At 73.3% G+C, this 25,726-nt stretch carries 20 protein-coding genes; 11 read left to right on the top strand and 9 right to left on the bottom strand.

The genetic code is table 11. The annotated features are described in order from the left end of the window. Window positions 1-41: 41 nt before the first annotated feature. From ACQP0N_RS23465 to ACQP0N_RS23455, 3 genes are all read right to left on the bottom strand, one after another. Window positions 42-452: a hypothetical protein gene (locus ACQP0N_RS23465; RefSeq protein WP_433114148.1), complete on the bottom strand. Its 411-nt coding sequence runs from the start codon at window positions 450-452 to the stop codon at window positions 42-44. Window positions 453-1,132: 680 nt separating this feature from the next. Continuing rightward, window positions 1,133-2,110 (bottom strand): SEC-C domain-containing protein, encoded by a 978-nt coding sequence (locus ACQP0N_RS23460; protein WP_433114146.1) that lies wholly within the window; start codon window positions 2,108-2,110, stop codon window positions 1,133-1,135. A gap of 95 nt (window positions 2,111-2,205) precedes the next feature. Next, the gene (locus ACQP0N_RS23455; protein ID WP_433114144.1) at window positions 2,206-3,672 is read right to left on the bottom strand and encodes an MFS transporter; all 1,467 of its coding nucleotides are present in this window, start codon (window positions 3,670-3,672) and stop codon (window positions 2,206-2,208) included. 218 nt (window positions 3,673-3,890) lie between these two features. Between ACQP0N_RS23455 and ACQP0N_RS23450 the strand changes: the two genes are divergently transcribed. Beyond that, entirely contained in the window at window positions 3,891-4,469 is a 579-nt protein-coding gene (locus ACQP0N_RS23450) for a TetR/AcrR family transcriptional regulator (RefSeq protein WP_396799248.1), read from the top strand. 6 nt (window positions 4,470-4,475) lie between these two features. Here the strand turns inward: ACQP0N_RS23450 and ACQP0N_RS23445 are convergent, their stop codons facing one another. After that, a complete protein-coding gene (locus ACQP0N_RS23445; protein WP_433114142.1) occupies window positions 4,476-5,837 on the bottom strand; it encodes a pentapeptide repeat-containing protein in 1,362 nt (453 codons plus the stop codon). Window positions 5,838-6,069: 232 nt separating this feature from the next. Between ACQP0N_RS23445 and ACQP0N_RS23440 the strand changes: the two genes are divergently transcribed. The 3 genes from ACQP0N_RS23440 to ACQP0N_RS23430 all read left to right on the top strand — a co-directional run bounded on the left by ACQP0N_RS23440 (window position 6,070) and on the right by ACQP0N_RS23430 (window position 9,650). Further along, a complete protein-coding gene (locus ACQP0N_RS23440) occupies window positions 6,070-6,849 on the top strand; it encodes an esterase/lipase family protein (RefSeq protein ID WP_433114140.1) in 780 nt (259 codons plus the stop codon). Between the two features lie 171 nt (window positions 6,850-7,020). Next, the gene (locus tag ACQP0N_RS23435; RefSeq protein WP_433114138.1) at window positions 7,021-9,243 is read left to right on the top strand and encodes a M48 family metalloprotease; all 2,223 of its coding nucleotides are present in this window, start codon (window positions 7,021-7,023) and stop codon (window positions 9,241-9,243) included. Between the two features lie 14 nt (window positions 9,244-9,257). After that, window positions 9,258-9,650, top strand: a complete 393-nt coding sequence (locus ACQP0N_RS23430; RefSeq protein WP_433114136.1) for an effector-associated constant component EACC1 — start codon at window positions 9,258-9,260, stop codon at window positions 9,648-9,650. Window positions 9,651-9,675: 25 nt separating this feature from the next. On the opposite strand, the gene ACQP0N_RS23425 is transcribed toward ACQP0N_RS23430, so the two are convergent. Further along, a complete protein-coding gene (locus ACQP0N_RS23425) occupies window positions 9,676-10,548 on the bottom strand; it encodes an aldo/keto reductase (RefSeq protein WP_433114134.1) in 873 nt (290 codons plus the stop codon). 183 nt (window positions 10,549-10,731) lie between these two features. On the opposite strand from ACQP0N_RS23425, the gene ACQP0N_RS23420 reads away from it, so the two are divergent. Further along, window positions 10,732-14,721, top strand: a complete 3,990-nt coding sequence (locus ACQP0N_RS23420; RefSeq protein WP_433114132.1) for a CHAT domain-containing protein — start codon at window positions 10,732-10,734, stop codon at window positions 14,719-14,721. 21 nt (window positions 14,722-14,742) lie between these two features. Here ACQP0N_RS23420 and ACQP0N_RS23415 read toward each other — a convergent pair whose 3' ends face one another. Further along, window positions 14,743-15,201 (bottom strand): hypothetical protein, encoded by a 459-nt coding sequence (locus ACQP0N_RS23415; protein WP_433114130.1) that lies wholly within the window; start codon window positions 15,199-15,201, stop codon window positions 14,743-14,745. Further along, a complete protein-coding gene (locus ACQP0N_RS23410; RefSeq protein ID WP_355049532.1) occupies window positions 15,198-15,512 on the bottom strand; it encodes a hypothetical protein in 315 nt (104 codons plus the stop codon). Before ACQP0N_RS23410 ends, ACQP0N_RS23415 begins: the two co-directional genes overlap by 4 nt. A 228-nt stretch (window positions 15,513-15,740) precedes the next feature. Here ACQP0N_RS23410 and ACQP0N_RS23405 point away from each other — a divergent pair, with 228 nt between their 5' ends. The 3 genes from ACQP0N_RS23405 to ACQP0N_RS23395 all read left to right on the top strand — a co-directional run bounded on the left by ACQP0N_RS23405 (window position 15,741) and on the right by ACQP0N_RS23395 (window position 18,805). Continuing rightward, window positions 15,741-16,106 carry a YciI family protein gene (locus ACQP0N_RS23405; protein ID WP_355049533.1) on the top strand — a complete coding sequence of 122 codons (366 nt, stop codon included), beginning with the start codon at window positions 15,741-15,743 and terminating at the stop codon, window positions 16,104-16,106. 369 nt (window positions 16,107-16,475) lie between these two features. After that, window positions 16,476-17,924 (top strand): pyruvate kinase, encoded by a 1,449-nt coding sequence (pyk, locus tag ACQP0N_RS23400; protein WP_425732030.1) that lies wholly within the window; start codon window positions 16,476-16,478, stop codon window positions 17,922-17,924. Next, window positions 17,921-18,805: an acyl-CoA thioesterase gene (locus ACQP0N_RS23395; RefSeq protein ID WP_355049535.1), complete on the top strand. Its 885-nt coding sequence runs from the start codon at window positions 17,921-17,923 to the stop codon at window positions 18,803-18,805. Before pyk ends, ACQP0N_RS23395 begins: the two co-directional genes overlap by 4 nt. Before the next feature lie 9 nt (window positions 18,806-18,814). Here the strand turns inward: ACQP0N_RS23395 and ACQP0N_RS23390 are convergent, their stop codons facing one another. Next, window positions 18,815-19,477 carry a YceI family protein gene (locus ACQP0N_RS23390; RefSeq protein WP_355049536.1) on the bottom strand — a complete coding sequence of 221 codons (663 nt, stop codon included), beginning with the start codon at window positions 19,475-19,477 and terminating at the stop codon, window positions 18,815-18,817. Window positions 19,478-19,701: 224 nt separating this feature from the next. Here ACQP0N_RS23390 and ACQP0N_RS23385 point away from each other — a divergent pair, with 224 nt between their 5' ends. Together ACQP0N_RS23385 and ACQP0N_RS23380 are read left to right on the top strand one after the other, a co-directional pair. Then, the gene (locus ACQP0N_RS23385; RefSeq protein WP_030334362.1) at window positions 19,702-20,166 is read left to right on the top strand and encodes an RrF2 family transcriptional regulator; all 465 of its coding nucleotides are present in this window, start codon (window positions 19,702-19,704) and stop codon (window positions 20,164-20,166) included. A gap of 133 nt (window positions 20,167-20,299) precedes the next feature. Then, window positions 20,300-21,310: a sulfite exporter TauE/SafE family protein gene (locus ACQP0N_RS23380; protein WP_433114126.1), complete on the top strand. Its 1,011-nt coding sequence runs from the start codon at window positions 20,300-20,302 to the stop codon at window positions 21,308-21,310. A 352-nt stretch (window positions 21,311-21,662) separates the two neighbouring features. Here ACQP0N_RS23380 and ACQP0N_RS23375 read toward each other — a convergent pair whose 3' ends face one another. Next, a complete protein-coding gene (locus ACQP0N_RS23375; protein WP_433114124.1) occupies window positions 21,663-23,102 on the bottom strand; it encodes a pyridoxal-dependent decarboxylase in 1,440 nt (479 codons plus the stop codon). A gap of 240 nt (window positions 23,103-23,342) precedes the next feature. Here ACQP0N_RS23375 and ACQP0N_RS23370 point away from each other — a divergent pair, with 240 nt between their 5' ends. Further along, window positions 23,343-25,598, top strand: coding sequence for a cellulose binding domain-containing protein (locus ACQP0N_RS23370; protein ID WP_433114123.1), 2,256 nt, complete (start codon window positions 23,343-23,345; stop codon window positions 25,596-25,598). The last annotated feature ends 128 nt before the right edge of the window (window positions 25,599-25,726 follow it).

Below are 25,726 nucleotides of genomic sequence, written 5' to 3'. Positions count from 1 at the left end.
GTTCACCGAACGGCTAGCGACGCGAGCATTCCGGGTGGCGGTCAGCGGGTGATGCGGATCTCGCCGTCGAAGCGCGGCGAGTAGTCGCAGTCGATCTCGGTGCACAGCTCGATGCCCCCGTTGACGAGCGCGATGCCCCGGTTGAAGGCGTAGCCTCCGGCCTCCGCGTAGACCCGGCCGGTCACGGCCTGCGCCGACCCGGTGCAGTAGACGGGCGCCCAGCCGCTGCCGTACGCGACGTGGTTGTCGGAGCGCTGCCGCAGACTGAATTCTGCGCCGCCGTTCCGACCGGATTCGCAGGTCACGGTGATGGTGATGTCGACGGCGACGCCGCGTGCGACCAGTTTCGCCGAGGTGACCTCGACGGTGGTGGCCGCGCTCGCCGCTGTCGGTACGAGCAGCGCGAACAGGGACAGGCAGAGCAGGGCGATGGTGGTGGTGACACGGCGCACGGCGGTCCTCCTCGATGGAGTGGGTGCGTTTCCACGGTCACCGTAGCCATCGCTGGTACTCGCCACCATCGATCGATCGTGGGGTGCCGGGCGGCCGTCGGGTGGGGGTGGACGGGCGAGCGTGATGCCTGTGAGTCATCTTGATGACGCACAGGCATCAGAGACTCAGGGGACATCGCTCCCCTGGGGAACCGAGCGGCCGCGCAACGGCCCGGCGAAGATCAGGCCCGCGCGGCGGTCAGGCCCGCGCGGCGGTCAGGCCCGCGCGGCGGTCAGGCCCGCGCGGCGGTCAGGCCCGCGCGGCGGTCAGGCCCGCGCGGCGGTCAGGCCCGCGCGGCGGTCAGGCCCGCGCGGCGGTCAGGCCCGCGCGGCGGTCAGGCCCGCGCGGCGGTCAGGCCCGCGCGGCGGTCAGGCCCGCGCGGCGGTCAGGCCCGCGCGGCGGTCAGGCCCGCGCGGCGGTCAGGCCCGCGCGGCGGTCAGGCCCGCGCGGCGGTCAGGCCCGCGCGGCGGTCAGGCCCGCGCGGCGGTCAGGCCCGCGCGGCGGTCAGGCCCGCGCGGCGGTCAGGCCCGCGCGGCGGTCAGGCCCGCGCGGCGGTCAGGCCCGCGCGGCGGTCAGGCCCGCGCGGCGGTCAGGCCCGCGCGGCGGTCAGGCCCGCGCGGCGGTCAGGCCCGCGCGGCGGTCAGGCCCGGGAGCGGGGCAGGCAGCACTTCTTGTACTTGGTGCCCGAGCCGCACCAGCAGGCGTCGTTGCGGCCCGGCGGCCACGACGTGATGCCCGCGTCGTCGAGGCTGTCGGCGTACTCGTCGAGGGTCTCCTCGTCGATGGGGTCGGCGCCCGCGAAGGCCGCCAGAGTCTCGACGCTGCCCGCCACGACGCCCAGGTCGCCGCCGCCGAGCCCGGACGCGTCGACGAGGGCGCGCTCGATCTGGGCGCGGTGCTCGTCCCAGGTGCTCGGATAGCTCTCGGCCAGGGCCGGCCAGCGCGCCAGCAGCGCGTCGAACGCCGGCTTCGGCCAGAACAGCAGCGTCGCCGGACCGTCGTCGAGCGCGTCTGCGGCATGGCTGGCCACGTCGCGCAGCCGGTCGGCGAGGGTGTCGTGCTCGTCGTGCGGCAGGCCCAACTCTTCGCGCAGGTCGTGCCGCCGCTGGGCCAACCCGTAGATCATTGCGGCGGCCGTGTCCTGGGCGTCCTCGGACTCGTGCTGGTGGGTGCGGCTGCGGTCCACCATCGCGTCGAGCGCCGCGGTGAGCCATTCGACCGCCATCTCGGCGTGGCCGGCTTCGGTCAGCTTGTCGACCAGGTGCACGCCGTCGGGGTCGGTCTCCAGCAGCGGACGCAGCTCGGACAACTCCGCCAGGCCCTCGTCGACTCGGCCGAGGCGCAGCAGCAGGCCGCCGCGCACGGCGCGGACGTACGTGTTGTCGTCGGGCTGTTCGGCGATGGCGCGGGTGGCCAGCGCGAGAGCGTCCGCCAGGTCACCCGCCTGCTCCAGGATGTCGGCGGCGACCAGCAGGGCGTACCCGGTGTCGGCGGGGTCGGCGACCCGGCCCTCGTCGACGGCGCTCACCAGCTCGGTGACCAGCGCCGCCGGGTCGGGGCTCCCCGATCCGAGGGCGCCGATCTCGTCGATACGGTCGGCGGTGAGCAAGTCGGGCATGGCACATCCTGACGAACGACGGGTGACGACCGGCCAGCGTACTCCGACACACGGCGCAGCCCGGGCGGCGAACCGCCCGGGCTGCGACGCGGACCTCAGCGGGTGGCCGGCATGGTGGCGAACTCGCCGGCTAGCTCGGACTCGACGATCGTCGTGGCGGACGGCCGGCGACCGGCCGACGCCCGCCGGGCGGACGGGACGGCGAGGGCCGCGAGCGCGGCGGCGAGGGCGATCGCCGTGAGGAGGAGAAACCCCGCCGTGAAGCCGGCCTCCCGGGGCAGGCCGCTGGCCTGCGGGTGGGCGGTGATCACGCCGCTGACCACGGCCGCGCCGATCGCGCCGCCGATGGTACGGATGTTGGCGTTCATGCCGGTCGCCACGCCGGTCTGGCTGGCGGGCACGCTGGCGACGATGAGGTTGGCCATCGACGCGAAGGCCAGGCCGATGCCGAGGCCGACCAGGCCACCGGCGACGGCGACCTCCCAGCGGGTGGCGTGCGCGGCGGCGAGCATCGCCGACGCCGCCACGTTGAACGCCGCGCCGGTGGCGAGCTGCGCCTTGGCGCTGAACACGGCCTGGAGCCGGCCGGCGAGGATGCCCGCGACGAACATCGCGACCAGCATCGGCAGCATGAGCAGACCGGCCTGGCTGATGCTGGCGCCGAAGCCGTAGCCGGCCGCGGTCGGAGTCTGCACGAACTGGGGCAGGAACGCGTACACGGAGAACATCGATCCGCCGTAGAGCAGGGCGACCAGGTTGGTGGTCCAGACGCCGGGCAGGCGCATCATCCGCATGTCGATCAGCGGGTTGGCCGAGCGCAGTTCGGCGGTCAGCCAGCCGGCCAGCAGCACCACGGCGAGGGCGAGCAGGCCGAGCACCCGGGTGCTGGTCCAGCCCCAGGCCGCGCCCTGGCTGATCGGCAGGAGCAGCGCGACCAACCAGCCGGAGAGCAGCAGGGTGGCCCGCCAGTCGATCCGACCGGGGGTACGCACCGGGGACTCGGGGATGAACAGGTACGCGGCGACGGCGGTCAGCCCCACCACGACCAGCGGGATCCAGAACAGCCACCGGTAGTCCAGCGCGGTGACGATCGGGCCGGCCAGTACGACGCCCAGTCCACCGCCGGCGGCGACGATCGCCGAGATGGCGGCAACCGCGCCGGAGACCCGCGCGGCGGGGAACTCGTCGCGGATGATGCCGAACGACAGCGGGAAGACCGCGCCGCCGATGCCCTGCACGACCCGGGCGACGATGAGCACGCCGATGTTCGGCGCGATGGCGGCCACCAGGCAGCCGAGGGCGAGGGCGGCGAGCGAGACGACGAGCATCCGCTCCTTGCCGACCATGTCACCGACCCGTCCGAGGATCGGCGTGAAGATCGAGGCGGAGAGCAGGTAGGCGGTCAGGACCCAGGTCACGGTGTTCTGGGAGGTGTGCAGGTCCTGCTGGATGGTCGGCAGCACCGGGGTGATCAGCGACTGGAGCATCGCGAAGAATCCGGCGCCGGCCGCGAGCACGGTGAAGGTGAGCCGACGCGAGCCGCGTCGGGATGTCACTGCCACGAGAGAAAACTCCCTGAAATGGTACGGAAGGAGGCGTCTGTCACCCGTCGTCGGCGGCGGGCGGGTTGTCGGGTCCGGGCGATCGGGTGGCCAGGCGGATCGGGCGGGTCCCGAGGTAAGCTATCCGGAGGCAGGCCTCCGGGAGTTCCGGAGGGGTGCCTCCACTAAGCTAGCGGAGGGTTGCCTCCGGATGCAACCAGGACGAGGTGACGCACGTCATGACCAGCGCGGGGGTGCCCGAGGTTTTCGCGCAGCGGCCCAAGCGGGCCGACGCGCGGCGCAACTACGACGCCCTGATCGCCGCGGCACGTGACGCGTTCGCCGAGAACGGCGCGGCCGCCTCCCTGGAGGACGTGGCCCGCCGGGCCGGGGTGGGCATCGGGACCCTCTACCGCAACTTCCCGACCCGGCGGCACCTCTTCGAGGCCGTCTACGTGGAGGAGGTCCGGGCGCTCAGTCGGTCGGCGGAGGACCTGGCCGAGCTGCCCCCGTGGGACGCGCTCGTCGCCTGGCTGCACCGCTTCGTCGCCTACGTCGCCACGAAGCGGGCGCTCGCCGAGCAGTTGCTGCACGACTCGGAGATCTTCGGGACCTGCCGGACGGAGATCTACGCCGCCGGCGAGCCGCTGATGCGTCGCGCCCAGGCGGCCGGCGTGGTGCGCGACGACATCGGTTTCGACGACGTGGTGCGGCTGATCAGCGGGCTCACGATGGCGCAGTTCCCCTCGCCCGAGCAGCGGGACCGCGTCCTCGGTGTGGCCCTCGACGGGTTGCGCCCGGCGGCCGCCACGCGCTGACGAGGCTCACTCGTCGACGAGCACCAGCCACTCGTCGTCGAGGCGTTTGACCACCGTGCCCGCCGGCCACCGGTGACCGGGATCGACGACCGCCCGGGCCTGCTCCACCTGGGGTTGCCGGTTGAACTGCGCGTCGCGGAAACTGGCCATGCGGTGGAACCGGGCCCGGCCGAAGTTCGCGGCGTCGGTGAAGCGGGCCCGATCGAACAGCGCCTCCGCGCCGAAGATCGTCCAACGGAACAGCGCCATGTTCGCGAAGCGGCCGGAGTGGAAGGTGACCGACCCGCCGAACGCGGTGTGCTCCATCGACAGCGCGCCGTCGAAGACCGACTCCTGGAACGTGGTGGCGTCCTCGAAGCGGGTCGCGTCGAAGCTGGTCGGCTGCCCGAACGTCACCCGGCGGAACGAGGTCGGCCCGGCGAAGTGGGACCGCCGGCAGGACAGGCCTTCGCTGAACGTGGCCCCGTCGAAGCTCGCGAGGCCGTGGACGCGGATGTCGTCCAGCACGATCTCCCCGCCGGTCGTGACGTTGTCGAACACCACGTCGCCGAAGCGCGCCGCGCCGAGCAGTAGGCGCCCTCGCGTCGTCGCGCCCGCGAAGCTGGTCGTGCCGGTGAACGCCGCGCCGGTGAAGGTCGCGTCGACGAGCGTGCAGCCCGCGGCGTCGAAGTCGACGAGCGCCGCGCCGCCCAGATCCAGCACGACGCCCGGCCAGTGCGCCGTCTCGTCGTGCTCGCGCAGGTGGCGGGTCAGGACCCGCTGCGCGGTGCGCCGGACCTCCGTCTCGCGCGGTTCGTCGTCCGGCGGCGACATCCGCAGGTACGCGCAGAGCACCGCCACGATCGTCGACCGCTGGGACGGATTGTCCTGCCCGAGGCGCTCCAGCGCGTGCAGCCCGCCGAGGCGTACCGCCGCGCTGTCGTTGCCGAGCAGTTCGACCGCCCGGGTGTAGAGCTCGGTCAACCGACGTTCGGCCGCGTCGTGTTCGGCGGCCGTCGACTGCCGGTCCTGCTGGCGCTGGGCGGCCTCGGCCACCGACTCGGCGTGTGCCTGTACCCGGTCCCGGTGCGCCTGGTCGCGGGCGGCGACGGCCTCCTGGTGGCGCTGGGCCCGCTCGGCGATCCACTGTCGGCGGGCGGCCAGCAGCAGGGCCAGCCCACCGCCGGTGCCGGCGACGACGGTCAGGCCGGTGCGGATCGCGTCGATACGCAGCGTGGCCCGGATGTCCGGCTGCACGGCCCGGTCGGCCTCGGTGAGCAGCAGGCCGAGCACCAGCCAGCCAAGGGCGGCGGCGAGCAGCAGGCCGACCAGGACCAGCCACCAGGGCATCACCCGTAACTGACGCTCGGGGGGTTCGTCGGCGGCCACGGCCACAGCATGCCACCGGTCGTCGAGGGGCGGGGGTGTGCGGGTGCCGTCGGTGTCCGCTGTGGAGTGCGACCGATTTGCCGGTTTGCGCCGTCGACGGGACAACGGGTTACCGGCGCGTAACAAGTCATTGACGTTGCCGAATTGTTGCGGGCATCATCGTCGCACGGTCGACCGGACACCCCCACCCACCTGCCCGGATCGTCGGGCGCCTCCCCTCGGAGGTGCAGCCATGCTGCTCCGAAAGACCGTCCTCGTCGTGTCCCTGGCCACCGCCGCCCTCCTCGCCTCGGCGGGAACCGCGACCGCCGCCCCCGCCCCCGTCGCTCCGGCCGCCACCACCGCTGCCGCCGCGGCCAACCCCGTCATCGTGGTCGGCGGGCTCAGCGGCGTCGCCGTCGCGTACGAGCCGATCGCCGCCCGGCTGCGCGCCGACGGCTACCGGACCTTCATCTACCAGCTACCCGGGCTGGGCCTCGGTGACATACCCGCCTCGGCCCGCGCGTTCGCCGGATACGTCGAGCAGGTGCGCGCCAGCACCGGTGCGGCGAGCGTCGACGTCGTCGCCCACTCCGAGGGCGGGCTGGTCAGCCGCTACTACCTCAAACGGCTCGGCGGCACCGCCACCGTCGGCCGGTACGTCAGCCTGGGCACACCCCAGTACGGCACGTACGTCGCCAACATCGTGGCGTTCCTCGGCCTCGGTAGCTGCGCGGGCATCGTCGCCTGCCAACAGATGACCATCGGTTCGGCGTTCCTCGCCGACCTCAACTCCGGCGACGACACCCCCGGCTCGGTGCGCTACACCACCATCCGCACGCTCCAGGACGAACTGGTGCGGCCGACCGGCAACGCCGTCGTCAACGACGGCGCGACGAACGTGCTCATCCAGGCGTACTGCCCGCTGCGGGTGGTGGGGCACCTGGGCCTGGTGCTCGACGGAACGGCGTACACCATCGTGCGCGGCGCCCTGGTCGACGGCCCGGTGCGACCCAACTGCCTCGCGGTCTGAGCCCTTCGGTGCGGCGGTCCTCCGGGACCGCCGCACCCTGCCCGCGACGACGAGTGTCGGTTGCGTGACGATCCTGGGAAACGGTGTGGCAGACATCAGACGTCCTCGATAACCTGCTCCGGCCGTCCACTCCCGACAGTGGACGCCACCCGTCGAGAGGGAGCAGCAGGCATGACCGAGCCGCAGCGTGTGCCGCCGGAGAGCACACCGCCGACAGTGCCGCAGCTCGACGTCCGGGCCGCCGAACCCCCGGCCGCCGACACCCCGCCGCCCACCGGCGGGTTCGCCGACCGGCCACCGGGTTACCCGAACGCACTCATCTGGCTGCGCGCCGGAATCCTGCGGGACTGGCGGGGCGTGCTGGGCGCGTTCGTCGCCACCTGGTTCTACCTGCCGATCGCGCTGCTCCTGGCGTTCTGGGGCGGTCTCAGCTTCGCCGCCGTCGGCCTCTTCGCCGGAGGCACCGGCGCGGACGACCAGATCCCGACGGCGCTGCGGGACGCGCCACTGATCGGCTCGCTGCTGGAGGCGTTCCTCAGCCGCTCCGGCGGAATGCTGGGCGGCGTGGCCGGCTTCGCGGTCGGATTCCTCGCCGGTTTCCTCGCCGTGCTGGTGCTGCCCTGGCTGACCGTCGCGGACGAGCCTCTCGCGCTGCTCACCGGCCTGATCGGCACGGTCGTCGCGGCGGCGTTGATCGGCGTGGTCTACACGCTGTACCGGGTGCTGTTCGAGCCGAGTCTGCTGGTGGTGTCCGGCGCGCGCCAGCCCAGCCGCCGCGAGACCGCACGACTGCGTCCGCTGCTGGACGACTGCGCGCGACGACTCGGCCTACCCAACGTGCCGCGGTTGCTGATGGAGGACGACCCGGTCCTGAGCAACGCCCGCACGTACGCCCGGCACGTGGTGGTCACCACCGCCGTGCTCGGCGAGCCGGACGACGAGGTCGCGGCGCTGCTCAGCCACGAGCTGGTGCACTGGCGCACCGGGGACGAGATCACCAGCGCCTTCGTCCGCGGCGTCGGCCTGCCGCTCACCCTCGCCCACGCCCTGCCCACGTGGCTGATGCGGACGTTCCCGCACCCGGCCACCAACTTCGTGGTGTTCCTGTTCTTCTGGCCGGTGCTGCTCACCATGCGGTACGTGGTGCTGCCCCTGCACGCCCGCGACGTGCGGGCCGCCGAGTACCGGGCCGACCTGGGCGCGGTGCTGACCGGGCACGTCGACGGGTTGCGGCGCATCCTGGAGCGGCGGCTCTCCTTCGAGAGCGGGCGCAGCGGCTGGGACGAGGCGGTCTGCGCCACCCACCCGCCGCACGAGCTGCGGCTCGACGCGTTGGAACGGGCGTCGGTCACCGGTGCGCCCGCCCAGGCCGGCGTGCCCGCCGACGTCGCCGCGTCGGTCACCGCCGAGCGGCTGTTCGGCCACAGCGGCCCGGTCGGAACCCGCCGCACCTGGCTGCTGGTGGGCGTCCTCGCCCTCGTCGCCTGCCTCGGCGCCAGCGGGCTGAGCGTGGTGCAGTGGGCGTTCTTCCGTCCCCAGGCGACGGTGGACGGATTCTTCTCCGCCCTCGCCGACCGGGACAGCGAGGCCGCGCTCGACCACCTCGCCGACTCCGGCGACGGCACCGACCACAAGCTGCTCGCCCAACTGCTGCGCGGCAAGGGCTACCAGCCACCGACCGACGTCGAGATCACCTCCCTGGAGCGCGCCGACGACACGGCCACCGCCACGGTGGCGTACCGGCTGGGTGACGCGCCGAAGACGGCCACCCTCACCCTGCGGCGCGAGGAGGAGACCACCGCCGGTCTGTTCCACGGCTGGCGGTTGGCCGGTGGGCCGATCCCGCTCGACTCGTCGATCGCCGAGCCGGGCGTACGCCTCAACGGGGTGGAGCTGCCGGTCGCCACCGAGGGGCCACCGCTGGTGCTGCTGCCCGGCCTCTACACGGCGACCGGCCCGTCCAGCGCGCTGAGCGAGACGCCGGCCGAGACCCTGCTGGTCGGCCCGGGGGAGGGCTCGGCGATCCTGGAGCTGGCCCCGGTGCTCAAGCCGACGGCGGTCGAGGCCGTCCAGACCCGGGTACGCGCCTGGTTGGACGAGTGCGCCAAGCAGACGGTCGCCGCACCGCCGGGCTGCCCGTTCCGCTACTACGGCGGGTCGGCGCAGAAGGTCACCTGGAAGATCCTGGAGTACCCGAAGGTCGCCGTCGAACTGAACGGGCCGAGCACCGCCCGGGTGTCCACGCCGGTGGAGGGTCAGGGCCGGGTGCAGGTCAGCGGCACCACCACGTACTTCGGCACCAGCTCACCGTTCAGCGACGACAGCGCGCTGACCGTTTCGGGTCTCGCCACCGCCGACGGGGACGCCGTCACCTTCCAACCCGCCTCCGACTGACCGGGAGACCCACCGTGACCGACAGCGACGCCGCCGCGCGGCTGCCCGTCCGGCTGACCATCAACCCCCGACAACGGCAGCCCGCAGCCGTCGACCTGCTGACCTGGATCCACCGCCGTCCGGAGTACCGGCAGGGGGTCCGGGCTGCCGGCGGTGGCGGGGGACGGCCCGGCTTCAGCGACGCCGTGATCATCGCGGTGCTGGCCCAGGGGTTGCTGCCGGGGCTGTTCAACCTGTTGCAGTCCTGGGTGGACCAGCAGCGCACGGAGGCGAGCATCCGGATCCAGTCCGGGGACACCGAGGTCGAGTTGCAGGTCAGCGGGCGCACCGACTCGGCCCGTCTGCTGGCCCAGGCCACCGAGGCGCTGCGCGCCGCCCGCGAGATCGGCCCGGACGCCACCGAGTAAACCGGCGGCGTCCGGGCCGGCGCGGTCAGCTCGCCTTGGCCAGCGCCTCGAACTCGTCGTCGGTGAGCCGTACGTCGGCGGCGCCCACGTTCTCCTCGAGGTGCGCCACCGACGAGGTGCCCGGGATCGGCAGCATCACCGGCGACCGACGCAGCAACCAGGCCAACGCGAGCTGCGCGGGCGTCGCGCCGTGCGCGTTGGAGATCGCGTCCAGCGGGCCGCCCGGCCGGGCCAGCTCCCCGGTGGCGATCGGGAACCACGGGATGAACGCCAGGTCGTTGCGCTCGCAGTAGTCCAGCACGTCCTCGGCGCTGCGGTTGCCGAGGTTGTACAGGTTCTGCACGGAGACGATCTCGGTGATCGCCCGCGACTGCTCGATCTGCTCCACGCTGACCTCGGACAGCCCGATGTGCTGGATCTTGCCCTCCTGCTTCAGCAGCGCCAGCTCGCCGAGCTGGTCGGCGAGCGGGACCAGCGGGTCGATCCGGTGCAGCTGGTACAGCGGGATGCTGTCCAGACCCAGGTGCCGCAGGCTCAGCTCGCACTGCTGACGCAGGTACTCCGGGCGGCCCACCGCACGCCAGTCGCCCGGCCCGGACCGGGTCAGGCCGGCCTTGGTCGCGATGACCAGGTCGTCGGCGTACGGGTGCAGCGCCTCGCGGATCAGCATCTCGGACACGAACGGCCCGTACGAGTCGGCGGTGTCGATGAACGTCACGCCCAGCTCGATCGCCCGACGCAGCACCCGTACCGCCTCGGCCGGGTCCTTCGGATCGCCCCACACGCCCGGGCCGGTGATCTGCATCGCCCCGTAGCCGAGGCGGTTGACCGTGGTGTCGCCCCCGATCCGGTACGTGCCGGACGCCTTCGCGGGCTGCTTACTGATGTCGGTCGCCATACGCACATCCTTCATCGTCTTTCGCCGTGGCGGGGACAGGACCCCAGTGATCGTCCCCCGGGATCCGCCCGCCATGCCGCGGCCCGCCCGATTGTGTGCCGGGACACGGTGACGGCTAGCGCGCTCCGTGTCCGGTCTGCTACGCCTGATCCGAGTCGGCGCGGCCGGCGCGGGGGAGGCGCGATGTGGCGACGGTTCAGACCCGACCCGATCGGGCGGCTACGGGAGCGGCTGGAACGTTTCGGGGCCACCGGCGACCGGCGGGCGGTCCTCGACTCCGGCGCGATCCGCGACGCGGAGGCCGTCGCCGACCTGGTGACCGCCACGCCCACCGACGGGCCGCTGCCCGAGCGGGTCGTCGAGGGGATGTCGCTCCTGGCCGGCCTGCACTGGTACCGCTACCAGCTACTGCCGTCGGGTGAGGACGCCGACGACCTCGACCAGGCGTTGCGGCTCACCGAGTTTCTGCTGCGCTTCGCGCCGGAACGGGTGCCGCCGCCGTTACTGGAGCTGCTGCGCTCCCGGCACGCTCCCGCAGAGGCGGGCCGGCCGCCGCGCCCCCGGCCCGCCCGAGCGGACACCACCGCCCGCGACGGAACGGCGAGTGCCCGGTACGTCGAGGCCGTCCTCCTGATGGCCGCCGCCGAGACCAGCCGCGACTACCGGGCCGCCGACCAGGCCGAGGCGCTGCTGCGGCAGGCGCTGGCCGGTACGCCGGCCGGAGCGCCCGAGCGCCTGCACTACCTGTCCGCCCTCGGCAAGGTCCACCGCGACCAGTTCCAGCATCTCGGCCGGCGGCGGGCCCTGGCGGGGGCCGTCGAGGCGCACCGGGAGAGCCTGGAGGCGACCGGCGTCGGCGACCCGGAACGTGCCGTACGGCTGTTCAACCTCGGCAACGTGCTGGGCGACACGTACGAGGTCGACCGCGACCCGGTCGCGCTGGACGAGGCGATCACCGCGCTGCGGGACGCGGTCCGGGTCGCCGCGCCGGGCACGCCGGTGCGCACGATGGCGCGGATGAACCTCGGTCAACGGCTGCGCGACCGGTGGCGGCTGCACCGGCGGCCGGGTGACCTCGACGAGGCCGTCGACTCCTTCGCCGCCGCCCGGGACAGCGCCGATCCCCGGGCCGCCGCGCTGCACGGCGCCGCGCTCGCCGAGCGGTTCACGCGCGACCGGACGCCCGCCGACCGGGACACCGCCATCGAGGCGTACCGGTCGGCGTTGACCGGGTTCGGCGGCCTCGCCCCGGATCTCGCCGGCACCGCCCAGTTCGGGCTCGCCACCCTGCTCGCCGAGCGGCACCACAGCACCTCCGACCCGGCGGACCTCGACGCGGCGATCGACGCGTACCGGGCCGCCACCGCGACCGGGTCGTCTCCCGACGGGACGGACGGCGACGACCTGCGGCACGTCGCGGGCGGTCTGCTGGTGACCCGGTACGAGCGGCGGCGACGCGCCGACGACATCACCGAGGCGGTACGGGTGCTGCGCGCCAGCGCGGCCGCAGCCCGGGACCCCGTCCAGCGGGCGCGTCGGCTCGCCGATCTCGGCCACGCGCTCGCCCTGGGGCACGCTGACCTCGGCGGGGTGAGCGCGCTGCGCGCCGGCCGCGACGCGCTGACCGAGGCGGAACGGCTGCTGCCCCGCACCGACCCGCTGCGCCCGCACGTCCTCAACAACCTCGGCAACACGCTGCGCGAACTCTCCGACCTGGCCGGCGAGCCAACGCTGCTGGAGCCGGCCGCGGTCGCGCTGCGATCGGCCGTGGCCGCCGCCGCGTCGGACAGCGCGTCGCTGCCCCGGTACCGCTCGAACCTGGGCCTCGTGCTGCAGGCGCTCTTCGCCTCGACGCAGGACCTGGCGACCCTGACCGAGGCGATCCAGGTGCTTGCGCAGGTGGTCGAATCGACGCCGACCGGGCATCCGGACCGCCTGGCGGCGCTGACCAACTACGGCTCCGCCCTGAACCGCCGGGTCGAACTCTTCCTCGACGGCGCGCTGCCCGCGAGCGGCGGGCCCCCGGACGAGGTCGCGGCCGGCATCGCCCGGGACTCCGACACCGCCGTGGCCGCCCTGCGCGAGGCCGCCGAGCTGGCCGAACAGGAGGCCGACCCCACCGAGTACGCCCAGACGGTCGGCACCCACGCACTGGCCCACCTGCTGCGGCACCGCCTCAATGGCGACCTGCCGGCGCTGGACGAGGCGGTCCGGCTGCTCGATCGGCTGAGCCGGCGGCCGTCGGCCGACGCGGACCGGCACCGGATCCTCACGAACCTCGGCAACGCTCTCCTGCTGCGCCACCAGGCCGGCCACGCCGACGCCGACGCCAGCGCAATGCTGGCCGCCTACCGGAAGGCAGTCGACGAGCTGAGCCCCGAGCATCCCGCCCGCACGATGTGCCTGAGCAACCTGGCCACCGCCCTGGAGCGGGTCGCCGAGACCGGCGCGGGTGACTCCGGCGCGCTGGCCGAGGCGACCGCCGCGCTGCGCGCCGCCGCCCGCGTCGAGTCCGCGCCGTCGCTGCTGCGGGCGACCGCCGCCAGCCGGTACGCGGCACACGCCGCCCAGGCGGGCGACCTGCCGGCCGCGCTCGACGGGTACACCACCGCCATCGAGCTGATCGACCTGGTGGCCTGGCACGGGATGGACCCCGAAGACCAGACCCGCCTGCTCGCACGCTTCCCCGGACTGGCCAGCGACGCCGCGGCGGTCGCCATCGCCCTGGACCGCCCGGAGCGCGCGGTCGAGCTGCTCGAATACGGCCGGGGAGTCCTGCTCACCCGCGCCCACGACGCGGGCGCGGACCTGGCCGCGCTCCGCGCCCGGGCGCCCCGCCTCGCCGACCGCCTCGCCGACCTCCAAGCCGCCCTCGACGGCTTCGGGTCGCGGCCGCCGGCTCAGGTGGTGTCGCCGGACGCGTGGGGCCGCGACGGGTCGGTCGCCGCCACCGGAGCGACGCCGGAGCAGCGGTACGACCTCGCCACCCGCCGCCGCCACCTGCTGGCCGAGATCCGCGACCGGCCCGGCTTCGCCGACTTCCTCCGCCCGCCGCCCTTCGACGAGCTGGCCCGGGCCGCCGTGAACGGACCGGTGGTGCTGGTGAACGTCGCCGACCGGCGGTGCGACGCGCTGGTCGTCGCCGACGGCCGGGTCACCGTCGTGCCGCTGCCCGAGCTGACCCTGGCCGAGCTGATCGTCCGTACGGCGGGCTTCCTGGGCGCGATCGCGGTGCTCACCGGGCCCTCGGCGGCGGACGTCCCCCCGCCGCAGGTACGACGTCGACACGCGGCGGCCCGTGCCGAGGTCGCCCAGACCCTGGACTGGCTGTGGCGCGTCATCGCCGTACCCGTCCTCGAGGTGGCCCTGCCCACCCCGCCGGCCGCCGACGCCGAGCCGACGGACGGCGGCTGGCCCCGGCTGTGGTGGTGCCCCACGGGCGTGCTCACCCTCCTGCCACTGCACGCGGCCGGCCCGTCCGACGGCGGCGACGGGCTGCTCGACCGGGTGGTGCCGTCCTACACGGCCTCGCTCCGGGCGCTGACGCACGCCCGCCGGGGCGGACCGACACCTCCCGGACCGGTCGACGCGGCGCTCTTCGTCGGCATGCCACAGACGCCCGGCCTGGCCGACCTGCCCGGCGTGACGCGCGAGGAGGAGGTCGTCCGACGGCACCTCAGCCGGGTGCGTTCGCTCATCGGCCCGGTGGCCAGCCCGGCGACGGTGCTCGACGCCCTGCCCGAGCAGCCCGTCGCGCACCTGTCCTGCCACGGTACGCAGGACCTGCGCTTCCCGACCCGGGGACGCCTCGAACTGGCGGGCGGCGCGCTCAGCGTCCGCGACCTGTGGCGGCCGGCGGGGCGGCCGGCCGCGCTGGCCGTCCTCTCCGCGTGCGAGACGGTACGCGGCGGGGCGGCCCTGCCGGACGAGGCGCTCACCCTCGGCACGGCCTTCCAACTGGCCGGATTCCGGCACGTCATCGGCGCGTTGTGGTCCATCTCGGACGCGCTGACGGTGCGGCTATGCGCCGACCTGTACGACGGGTTGGCGGTCAGCGCGGGGATCGCTCCGGACCGCGCGGCCGTGGCCCTGCACGCGGCGGTCCGCCGCCTGCGCGCGGCCCTACCCGACCACCCGGACACCTGGGCCGGCTACGCGCACCTGGGCCCCTGAGCGCCGCTCAGCGTAGGAGGATCAGCGGCCGGGGGCGTACCAGGTCACGCCGACGGCGGCGACCAGCAGCGTGGTGCACAGCAGCACCAGCCCCACCCCGACGCGCAGGGACCGGACCGCCGCCATCGCCTCCCGGTGGTCACCGAGCGGGGCCGGCGGAAGCGCCGCCACCGGGGTCACCGTCAGCGGCCCGTGTGCCGCGCGGAGCAGCGCGAGCGCTCCGGCCACGCCCGCGGCCAGCGCGGCGAGCAGCAGCAACCCGACCAGCGCGCCCCAACCCGCGGCGAGGGTGGTCACGTCGGAGCGGCCCCGGATCAGGCTGAACCCGACCAGCGCCACCAGCAGGCCACCCAGGCCGTTGCGCCAGGCCAGCGCCGCCGCGCGTACCCGTTCCAGCTCACCGCGAAGCAGTCCGGCGAGCTGCTGCGCGCCGCGCAGGTCGGCCACGGTCGCGGGCGGGCCGGGACGGAGACGGATCATGCCTCGACCTCCAGCCACAGCGTCCAGTACGCCCCGCAGCCCCGCAGCCCGGCGGGGCACCCCGGGTGCTCGACCTCGCACTCGCACAGCAGCGTCCGGTAGCCCGGGTCGGGCGTCGCGGCGTCCTTGCGGTAAACCTCGTCGACGAGCGTGGTGGCGCTCGCGTGGCCGCAGCGGGGGCACCGCCCGCTGAGCACCACCGCGAACTCGAACTCCTGGGCCCGGAAGTCCGCCGCGGCCCGCGTGGCGTACGCCTCGTCGGTCACCTCGGCGTACGACAGGGGGCTCGGCGTCGGCCCGTCGTCACTCATCCCGACCTCCCGCCACCGACACCTGGACCGTCCACCGTAGCCGGTGATCACACCGGGCGCGCCCACGTGCCCGTGTCCGGATGCCGTCCGTCCCGGGGACCGACCTGGGGGAGTTGCGCGGAGCGACGGGTACCGCCCCTTGCGGCGTGCGAGGCTGGGCGCGTGCCGGTGACGCCGGCTCGGGCGGTCGGCGTCGGACCGGGCCGGCGCGACGGCGGAGGGAGGGCCATGCCGCAGGTGCCGCAGGTCGACTTCGCGCTCGACACGTACGAGTGCATCGTGATCTATCCCGGCGCGGCCGGACGGGCCCTGCCCCCGGAGACCGTGCAGCGGTTGCAGGCCGAGCACGCCGAGCACATGCGGGCGTTGCAGCGCAGCGGGATCATCCTGGTCTCCGGCTCGGTGGACGGCCCGGCCCGTACGCCGGAGCCGCCGATCGGCTTCGGGCTGGCCCGCACCGGCAGCGTCGAGGACGTGCGCAGCGTGTTGGAGGCCGACCCGGCGGTGCAGGCCGGCCTCTACCGGGTGGACGTGTTGACCTTCCTCTGCCCGGCCGGCTCGCTGGAGTTCCCGCTGGTCAAGGCCGGTAACTGACCGTCCGGCCAGCGACGGGTGTCAGGCCGGTGACGGCGTCGGGGCCGGCGCCGGTGTTACCGTCGCGCGTGCGGCGTGGACCGGCCGTCCCCGGCCGTCCAGGCGGCGCACGACCCGCGTGACCTGCTCACCGCCGTGCCCGCTCGGCCCGTCCCGGGGGCGTCGGAGAGGGCCGTCGCCGGGAGCGGCCCGACACCGGCTCCGCGCGGAGGCGTACGATTCCCGGCGCGCGGTCGCCGTTGCCCGTCGCCACAACGTTCCGGTGCGCTTGCGCCCGCCGGCCCGACGCGTGCCACGCGTCGTTGGACACCTGTTCCGCTGCCTGCAAGGGGTCGGCCCCGAGTCCGACCTGAAGGAGAGACTAGCCTGATGGGCGTGACACGCCGCGCGAAGATCGTCTGCACTCTTGGACCCGCCACCTCGTCCCCGGAGCGCATCCGGGGTCTCGTCGAGGCCGGCATGAACGTGGCGAGGCTCAACTTCAGCCACGGCAGCCACGCCGACCACGAGGCGGTCTACCGCCTGGTCCGGGAGGCGTCGGAGGCAGCGGGCAAGCCCGTCGCCGTCCTCGCCGACCTGCAAGGCCCCAAGATCCGGCTCGGCAAGTTCGCCGACGGCCCGCACGAGTGGCGCACCGGTGACTCGGTCGTGATCACCGGCGACGACATCCTCGGCACCAAGGAGCGGGTCTCCTGCACCTACACCAGGCTGCCGCACGAGGTGAAGCCCGGCGACCGGCTGCTGATCGACGACGGTCGGGTCGCCGTCGAGGTCACCGACGTCACCGGCAACGACATCCGCTGCCTCGTCACCGAGGGCGGCCCGGTCTCCAACAACAAGGGCGTCTCGCTGCCGAACGTGGCGGTCAGCGTGCCCGCCATGTCGGACAAGGACGCCGAGGACCTGCGCTTCTCCCTGGGTCTCGGTGTCGACCTGGTGGCGCTCTCCTTCGTGCGCTCGGCCGAGGACATCAAGCTCGTGCACAACATCATGGCCGAGGAGGGCGTCTTCCGCCCGGTGCTCGCCAAGGTCGAGAAGCCGGAGGCCGTGGAGCACCTCGAGGCCATCGTGCTGGCCTTCGACGGCGTGATGGTCGCCCGTGGCGACCTCGGTGTCGAGATGCCGCTGGACGAGGTCCCGCTGGTGCAGAAGCGCGCCGTGCAGCTGTGCCGGGAGAACGCCAAGCCGGTCATCGTGGCCACCCAGATGCTCGACTCCATGATCGAGAACTCCCGCCCCACCCGGGCGGAGGCCTCGGACGTGGCCAACGCGGTGCTCGACGGCGCGGACGCGGTCATGCTCTCCGGCGAGACCAGCGTGGGCAAGTATCCGGTGCTCACCGTCAGCACCATGGCCAAGATCGTGACGACCACCGAAGCCGGTTCGATCGGGGTGCCGCGTCTGCAGCACGACCCGCGTACGCACGGCGGCGCGCTCACCGTGGCCGCCTCGTCGATCGCCCGGGCCATCAACGCCAAGGCGCTCGTCGCGTTCTCGCAGACCGGCGACACCGTGCGACGGCTGTCCCGCCTGCACTGCGACCTGCCGCTGCTGGCCTTCACGCCGGTCCCCGAGGTGCGCGACCAGCTCGCCCTCACCTGGGGCGTGGAGACCTTCCTGATGCCGTTCGTGCAGCACACCGACGACATGTTCCGCCAGGTCGACCAGGCGCTGCTCGGCCTCGACCGGGCCAACCCCGGTGACTACGTGGTGATCGTGGCGGGCAGCCCGCCCGGCACCCCCGGCTCGACCAACACGCTGCGCGTGCACCAGCTCGGCTCGCTGGTCGACGCGGCGTCGGCGCGGGCGCTGCAGTGAGCGACGGTCGGGTCGCGGTCGGCCAGGCGGCGGTCGACCAGCTGCTGGAGGTGCTGGACCTCGACCCGACCGGTGAGATGACCTTCCGGGGGATGAGCCCTCCGGTCGGTCCACAGCGGGTGTACGGCGGCCAGGTTGCCGGTCAGGCCCTGGTCGCCGCCGGCCGCACGGTGGACCCGGAGCGCTTCGTGCATTCGCTGCACGGCTACTTCGTCCGCCCCGGCGATCCGGCCGAGCCGATCGAGTACCAGGTGGAGAACATCCGCGACGGCCGGTCGTTCTCGGTGCGTCGTGCGGTCGCGCTCCAACACGACAAGCCGATCTTCTTCATGTCGGCGTCGTTCCAGCGGGCCGAGGAGGGGTTGGACCACCAGGCCCCCGCCCCGCTGGACGTGCCGCCGCCGCAGGACGTGCCGACGATGTCCGACCGGCTCTCCCGCTACCCCGAGCGCCTGGGCATCTGGGGGCAGATCCCCCGCCCGATCGACGTGCGCTACGTGGGGGAGCCCGGCTGGGTCCGCCCCGGCAACCGTCCGGCCGACCCGCACCAGCGGGTCTGGATGCGCATCGACGGCAAGTTGCCCGACGACCCGCTGCTGCACGCGTGCGCGCTCACGTACGCCTCCGACCTGACCCTGCTGGACTCGGTGCTCTCCGTGCACGGCGAGGTGTGGGGGCCGGGCGGCGTGGTCGGCGCGAGCCTGGACCACGCGCTGTGGTTCCACCGGCCGTTCCGCGCCGACGAGTGGTTCCTCTACGACTGCTGGAGCCCGTCGGCGTCCGGCGCGCGAGGGCTGGCGACCGGTCGGATGTTCACCACGGACGGCCGGCAGATCGCCAGCGCCGTCCAGGAGGGTCTGCTGCGCCGCGTCGGCGCCTGACCCGACCGGTCACGCCTGGTGGATGGCCTCACCGGCGATCTCGATCTGCACGGTCTTGCCGACGAGGACGCCACCGCTCTCCAAGGCGACGTTCCAGAGCAGGCCGTAGTCCTCACGGTTGATCTCGGCGGTCGCGCTGAATCCGAAGATGTTCTGCCCGTACGGATCCTGCCGCGCGCCGCCGAAATTCACCTGTAGGTTCACCGCGCGGGTGATTCCCTTCACCGTCAACTCACCGGCGAGCACAAAACGATTGGGCTCGGACTGCGGCGGAGGATTGTGACTTCTGCCTCGTCCGCCGAGTTTGTGGTTGCGCAGACGCGCCCAGTAGAAAATCGGGTCGTCGTTGCTCTGCCACGTGATGCCCGTGCTTCGATATTCGAGAGTGGGATAACGCTCCACATCGAGGAAGTCGGCGCTTTTCAGGTGGGTGTCCCGGTCGGCGCTCCCGGTGGAGATGCTCGCCGACGCGATCGTGGCGGTCACCCCGGAGCGCAGCGGATCCTCCCCGACCGTGATCTCCGCGGTCGCCTCGGCGAACTCGCCGCGCACGGGGCTCACCATCATGTGACGGGACAGGAAACCGATCCGCTTGTGCGCCTGATCGAGGCGGTAGGTGCCGGCGATCGGGATGGTCATGCCATCCCAGGTGCGTGTGGCGACATCGGTCATCGTGTTGCCTTCCCCCCGGGGTTAATCAACGTCCGGCCCGAACTCCACCAACCGGCCGGACAGGCGTACTGCCCGCCCAGCATAGGGACGTTCGGAATCGGCCTTTCGGGCCCCACCGGTTAATGGATCACGGTGCGCGGCATAATTGGTTGTCCGTCGATGCGTGGCCGATCGGTTGAGGGTCGCCGGTACCGGCGGATGACCTGCGGGCTAACCTTGCCGGCATGCGTCTCTCCGCCCGGGTCGACTACGCCCTCCGTGCGGCCGCCGAGCTGGCCGCGACGGCCAGCGGCCCCGGGCGGGGCCGGCCGGTCACCGCCGACCAGATCGCCCGTGCGCAGGAGATCCCGCCGAAGTTCCTGGAGAGCATCCTGTTGCAGCTGCGCCGGGGTGGCATCGTGCACGCCCAGCGCGGTCCGGAGGGTGGCTACTGGCTGGCCCGCCCGGCCGAGGAGATCTCTCTCGCCGAGGTGATCCGGGTGATCGACGGGCCGCTCGCACACGTGCGGGGGCAGCGCCCCGAACAGCTCGGCTACCACGGTCCGGCCCGCGCCCTCCAGGAGGTCTGGATCGCGCTGCGCGCCAGCGAGCGCGAGATCCTGGAACTGGTCAGCGTCGCCGACGTGGCCGCGGGGGCGTTGCCCGCGCGGGTCACCGAGCTGGCCGCCGACCCGCGCGCCTGGATCTGACGCCTCCCCGGGGCTGACGCGTCGACGCCGACCTGCGGCCGTCCCATCCACCGATCAGACACTTGACCCCGGCTCCGCCGTGCCGCATTGTCGACCAAGTCGATAGGAGATACCGAAAAGTCAGGGGGCGCTCGTGCGCAAGCTACTGGTCCTCGCTCTGGTCGGGCTCGTCGCGCAGTTGATCGATGGTTCGCTCGGCATGGCGTACGGGTTGACCTCGTCCACCCTGCTGCTGGTCGTCGGGGTCGCGCCCGCCGCCGCCTCGGCGTCGGTGCACCTGGCCGAGATCGGCACCACGCTCGCGGCCGGGGTCGCACACTGGCGGTTCGGCAACGTCGACTGGCGGGTGGTCACCCGCATCGCCCTGCCCGGCGCGATCGGCGCGTTCGCCGGGGCCACGCTGCTCAGCTCGATCTCCACCGAGTCAGCCGCGCCGTGGATGGCCGCCATCCTCTTCACCCTGGGCGCGTACCTGCTGGTGCGCTTCGCCCGACCACTGCGTACCGGTCGGGTCGGCGGACGGCTGCGCGGACGCTTCCTCGGCCCCCTGGGCCTGGTCGCCGGCTTCGTCGACGCGACCGGTGGCGGCGGGTGGGGCCCGGTCGCCACCCCGGCGCTCCTGGTCTCCGGTCGCCTGGAGCCCCGCAAGGTGATCGGCTCGGTCGACACCGCCGAGTTCGTGGTGGCCGGCGCCGCCAGCGTCGGCTTCCTGATCGGGCTGGGAACGGAGGGTTTCCTCCTCCCCACCGTCGTCGCCCTGCTGATCGGCGGGCTCATCGCCGCTCCGCTGGCCGCGTGGCTGGTGCGTATCGTGCCCGCCCAGCTGCTGGGCGCGGCGGTCGGTGGCGTCATCGTGCTGACCAACGCCCGCACCCTGATCCGGTCGGCCGAGCTGGGCGGACCGCTCCGCCCCACCCTCTACGTCCTGCTGGCCGCCGGTTGGCTGACCGCGCTGGTCTTCGCCGTACGCGCCCTGCGCCGCACCCGTCGAGCCCGCGCCACCGCTGCCACCGCCACCGTGACGGCCACGGCAGCCGGCGCTGTCTTGCCGGTGCTTCCTGAGTCGGTCTCTGTCATCACCGGCGCTGCCGACGGCAGCGCACCGGCCGATCTCAGCGTGGCGGGCACCCCGGGAGGGCGCTGACCCGCGCGGCGGCTTCCGGTGACGTCGGTCGACTTGGTGCTCTCCCGTCGGTGTTCGCGGCGGAGTGCCTACCCCCCTGTGACCGTGATGCCGGTGAGTCATCAAGATGACTCACCGGCATCACGCTCATTTGGGTCCTCGCCCCGCAGGCGGCGCTGCCGCCGGCCATCAGCCCTGCCGGCGGGCAGCCGGGACGCGGCTCCTCTGCCGCCGTCGCGGCGGGAGGTCGACTGCGGATCGGTGATGTGGCGGTGTCTGCAGGCGGCGACGCCGCGACGTCGGCGATCTGGCGGGGTCTCCGCGTCGCGATGCCGCCACATCGGCGACCCGGCGGGCGGTAGCGCCCGGGCCGTCAGCGCGTCAACAGCTTGTCCGCCGCCTCGGCGAGCAGCGTCCACGTCTCGTCGATGTGCGCTTCGGTGGTCTGCGGTGAGCCGACGGCCAGCCGCAGCGTGTACCGGCCGGCCACCCGGGTGTGGGTCAGGTGTGCCCGTCCGGTGGCGTTCACCCGGGCCAGCAGCTCGGCGTTCGTGTCGTCGTCGGCCCGCAGCCGGAAGCAGACCAGCGAGAACGGGTGCGCCGCGGCCAGCTCGAACCGGTCGTCGGCGCGGAGGTGATCGGCGAACCGGGCGGCCAGGGCGACGCCGGAGCGGATGTGCGCCCGCAGCCCCTCGACGCCGTACCAGCGCAGCACGAACCACAGCTTCAGGGCGCGGAACCGCCGACCCAGCGGCACCTGCCAGTCCCGGTAGTCGAGCACCGCACCCGAATCGGAGGCCGCGTTGCGCAGGAACTCGGGGAGCACGGTCAGCGCCTCGATCAGCTCCCGGCGGTCGGCCACCCAGAACGCGTCGCAGTCGAAGCCGGTGAGCAGCCACTTGTGCGGGTCGAAGCAGTAGGAGTCGGCGTACTCCAGGCCGTTGTGCGACCAGCGCAGTTCGGGGCAGACGGCGGCGGAACCAGCGTACGCCGCGTCGACGTGCAGCCAGATGCCGTACTCGGCGCAGATCGCCCCGATCTCCGCCACCGGGTCGATGGCCGTCGTGGAGGTCGTGCCGATGGTCGCGACCACGATGGCGGGTACGTCCCCGACGGCCAGATCCGCCTCGATCGCCGCGCGCAGCGCGTCCGGGCGCAGCGCCTGGGTGTCCGGGTCCACGTCGATCGACCGGATGCCGTCCGCGCCCAGTCCGGCGATCCGCGCGGCCTTCTCGATCGAGGAGTGCCCGTGCGCCGACGTGTACGCGCGGTAGCGCCGGTCGATGCCGGTCGCGCGCCAACGACCCCCGCTGGCGCGGTGCAGCGCGGCGAGGGTGGCCACCAGGGTCGCCGAGGACGCCGAGTCCTGGATGACGCCGCCACCGGGCCCGGTCGAGGAGAAGCGCGGCGGCAGGTCGAGCAACTCGGCCAGCCAGTCCATCATGACCGTCTCGAGTTCGGTGCAGGCCGGGCTCGTCGCCCACATCATGCCCTGCACCCCGAGCCCGGAGCTGACCAGGTCACCGAGCAGGCTCGGGCCGGAGGTGTTCGCCGGGAAGTAGCCGAAGAAGCCGGGGTGCTGCCAGTGCGTCAGCCCGGGCAGGACGATGGTGTCCAGGTCGGCGAGGAGCGCTTCGACCGGTTCGCCGCCCGTGGTGGGCGGCGAGCCCGGTAGGGCCCCGGCCACCGTGCCCGGCGGGTCGGCGGAGGTGACCGGTCGCTGGTGCAGCGTCGTCCAGTAGTCGGCGATCCAGTCGACAACGGCGTGGCCGGCGCGGCGGAACTCGTCCGGATCCATGTGCGGGGCGCTCATCCGGTCGAGTCGATCAGGCGGTGTGGGGAAGGGTCAAGAGCCGTACGGGGTGACGGTCGTCGATATTGCGGATCGGAAAGCGCTTGCCCTACGATGCGGCTGAGCCGGATCCGAGTTCCAGGGCGTCAACACCCCGACCAGATCGCCGTTCGTCGCCGCCGCGGCGGACCGTCCACCGTGCTTCCCGGGCAGGGCAGGTGGGCCGACAGCGGTCACCACCGGATCCCCCGGAGGCAGTTCATGCACCCGTCAAGACAACGGCTGACCCTGCTCGCCGCCTCGACGGCGGCAGTCGTCGTGGCCGGCACCCTCGGCACGGTCGTCGCCTCGGCCGCCGCCGTCGGCTGTCGCGTCGACTACCAGGTCACCAACCAGTGGCAGGGCGGCTTCGGCGCCAACGTCACCATCACCAACCTCGGCGAGGAGATCAACGGCTGGACCCTCGCCTGGTCCTACGCCGCCGGCCAGCAGGTCTCCCAGGCGTGGAACGCCACGGTCAGCCAGTCCGGCGCGCAGGTCAGCGCGCGCAACGTCGACTACAACGGCGCGCTCGCCACCAACGGCACCGCCTCGTTCGGGTTCAACGCCTCCTGGACGAGCAGCAACCCGGCACCGGCCAGCTTCACGCTCAACGGCGTCACCTGCACCGGAGCGCCTCCCACGGGCGAGCCGACCACCCCGGCCCCGACCACCCCACCGCCCACGACGCCGCCACCGACCACGCCGCCACCCACCAACCCCCCGGCCGGGGCGAAACAGCTGGAGAACCTGGACCGAGGGCTCGTCAGCGTCCGCTCCGGCAACGGCAACCTGGTCTCCTGGCGTCTGCTCGGCACCGAGACCTCAGGCGTGTCGTTCAACCTCTACCGCGGCTCGACCAGGGTCAACGCCAACCCCATCACCGGCGCCACCAACTACCTCGACAGCGGCGCGGCGGCCGGCTCGACGTACACCGTGCGGGCCGTGGTGGGCGGCGCCGAGCAGGCGGCGTCCGCGCCGGCCCTGCAGTTCGCCAACGGCTACCTGGACGTGCCCCTCCAGGTGCCGCCGGGCGGCACTACCCCCAGCGGGGAGAGCTACACCTACAGCGCCAACGACGCCTCCGTCGGCGACCTCAACGGCGACGGCAGCTACGAGATCGTCCTCAAGTGGGACCCGTCGAACGCCAAGGACAACTCCCAGTCCGGCTACACCGGCAACGTCTACGTCGACGCGTACACCCTGACCGGCACCCGGCTGTGGCGCATCGACCTCGGCCGCAACATCCGGGCCGGCGCGCACTACACCCAGTTCCAGGTGTATGACTACGACGGCGACGGTCGCGCCGAGGTGGCCATGAAGACCGCCGACGGCACCCGCTCCGGCACCGGCCAGCTCATCGGCTCGTCGTCGGCGGACTACCGCAACTCCAGCGGTTACGTGCTGTCCGGCCCCGAGTACCTGACCATGTTCAACGGCCAGACCGGCGCGATCGCATCCACCGTCAACTACGACCCGCCGCGCGGCACCGTGTCGTCCTGGGGCGACTCGTACGGCAACCGGGTGGACCGGTTCCTCGCCGGCACCGCGTACCTGGACGGCCAGCGCCCGTCACTGATCATGGCGCGGGGCTACTACACCCGGGCGGTGATCGCGGCCTGGGACTTCCGCAACGGCTCGCTGACCAAGCGCTGGACGTTCGACTCGAACTCCTCCGGCAACGGCGCGGCGGCCGGCCAGGGCAACCACCAGCTCTCCGTGGCCGACGTCGACGGCGACGGCCGCCAGGAGATCGTCTACGGCGCCGCCACCATCGACGACAACGGGCGGCTGCTCTACTCGACGGGCAACGGGCACGGCGACGCGATGCACGTCGGGGACCTCGACCCGGGCCGCGCCGGCCTGGAGGTGTTCAAGGTCGACGAGGACGGCAGCAAGCCCAGCTCGTGGTTCGCGGACGCCCGTACCGGTCAGATCCTGTGGTCCACGCCGGCCTCCGGCGACAACGGCCGGGGCGTCTCGGCGGACATCTGGGCCGGCAGCCCCGGCGCGGAGTCCTGGTCCGCGGCGGTCTCCGGCCTCGCCAACACCCGAGGGCAGAACATCGGCCGCAAGCCGTCGTCGACGAACTTCCTCGCCTGGTGGGACGGTGACCCCGTCCGGGAACTGCTGGACGCCACGAGGATCGACAAGTACGGCACCGGCGGCGAGACCCGACTGCTCGACGGCAGCGGGGTCGCGTCCAACAACGGCACCAAGTCCACGCCGTCGCTCTCCGGCGACATTCTGGGCGACTGGCGCGAGGAGGTGATCTGGCGGTCCACCGACAGTCGGGCGTTGCGCATCTACAGCACACCCACTCCGACCAGCACCCGGATCTACACCCTGATGCACGACCCGCAGTACCGGGTGGCGATCGCGTGGCAGAACACCGCCTACAACCAGCCGCCGCACCCGGGGTTCTTCATCGGCGACCAGATGGCCAGCCCACCGACCCCGAACATCTACCTACGCTGATCTGACCCTGGCGGTACTGATCGAGTTCGCCTAAGGTGGCAGGCACCGGGCCGCAGCCGCGGAATCCGCACAGCTGCAGCCCGGTGCTCCACACCGCGGCATCCCCGACCCGTCCCGACCGGGAATGC

The organism is Micromonospora sp. CA-246542, from assembly GCF_050942905.1.
GTDB lineage: Bacteria > Actinomycetota > Actinomycetes > Mycobacteriales > Micromonosporaceae > Micromonospora.
Note: the sequence above shows the minus strand (reverse complement) of the source record. Positions and strands in the feature narration are given on the sequence as shown.

Bases quoted from the DNA above. Each gene is read 5' to 3' on its own strand.
- ACQP0N_RS23460 (WP_433114146.1), bottom strand. From the start codon at position 2,110: ATGCCCGACTTGCTCACCGCCGACCGTATCGACGAGATCGGCGCCCTC.
- ACQP0N_RS23450 (WP_396799248.1), top strand. From the start codon at position 3,891: ATGACCAGCGCGGGGGTGCCCGAGGTTTTCGCGCAGCGGCCCAAGCGG.
- ACQP0N_RS23440 (WP_433114140.1), top strand. From the start codon at position 6,070: ATGCTGCTCCGAAAGACCGTCCTCGTCGTGTCCCTGGCCACCGCCGCC.
- ACQP0N_RS23435 (WP_433114138.1), top strand. From the start codon at position 7,021: ATGACCGAGCCGCAGCGTGTGCCGCCGGAGAGCACACCGCCGACAGTG.
- ACQP0N_RS23425 (WP_433114134.1), bottom strand. From the start codon at position 10,548: ATGGCGACCGACATCAGTAAGCAGCCCGCGAAGGCGTCCGGCACGTAC.
- ACQP0N_RS23420 (WP_433114132.1), top strand. From the start codon at position 10,732: ATGTGGCGACGGTTCAGACCCGACCCGATCGGGCGGCTACGGGAGCGG.
- ACQP0N_RS23415 (WP_433114130.1), bottom strand. From the start codon at position 15,201: ATGATCCGTCTCCGTCCCGGCCCGCCCGCGACCGTGGCCGACCTGCGC.
- ACQP0N_RS23410 (WP_355049532.1), bottom strand. From the start codon at position 15,512: ATGAGTGACGACGGGCCGACGCCGAGCCCCCTGTCGTACGCCGAGGTG.
- ACQP0N_RS23405 (WP_355049533.1), top strand. From the start codon at position 15,741: ATGCCGCAGGTGCCGCAGGTCGACTTCGCGCTCGACACGTACGAGTGC.
- pyk (WP_425732030.1), top strand. From the start codon at position 16,476: ATGGGCGTGACACGCCGCGCGAAGATCGTCTGCACTCTTGGACCCGCC.
- ACQP0N_RS23390 (WP_355049536.1), bottom strand. From the start codon at position 19,477: ATGACCGATGTCGCCACACGCACCTGGGATGGCATGACCATCCCGATC.
- ACQP0N_RS23385 (WP_030334362.1), top strand. From the start codon at position 19,702: ATGCGTCTCTCCGCCCGGGTCGACTACGCCCTCCGTGCGGCCGCCGAG.
- ACQP0N_RS23375 (WP_433114124.1), bottom strand. From the start codon at position 23,102: ATGAGCGCCCCGCACATGGATCCGGACGAGTTCCGCCGCGCCGGCCAC.
- ACQP0N_RS23370 (WP_433114123.1), top strand. From the start codon at position 23,343: ATGCACCCGTCAAGACAACGGCTGACCCTGCTCGCCGCCTCGACGGCG.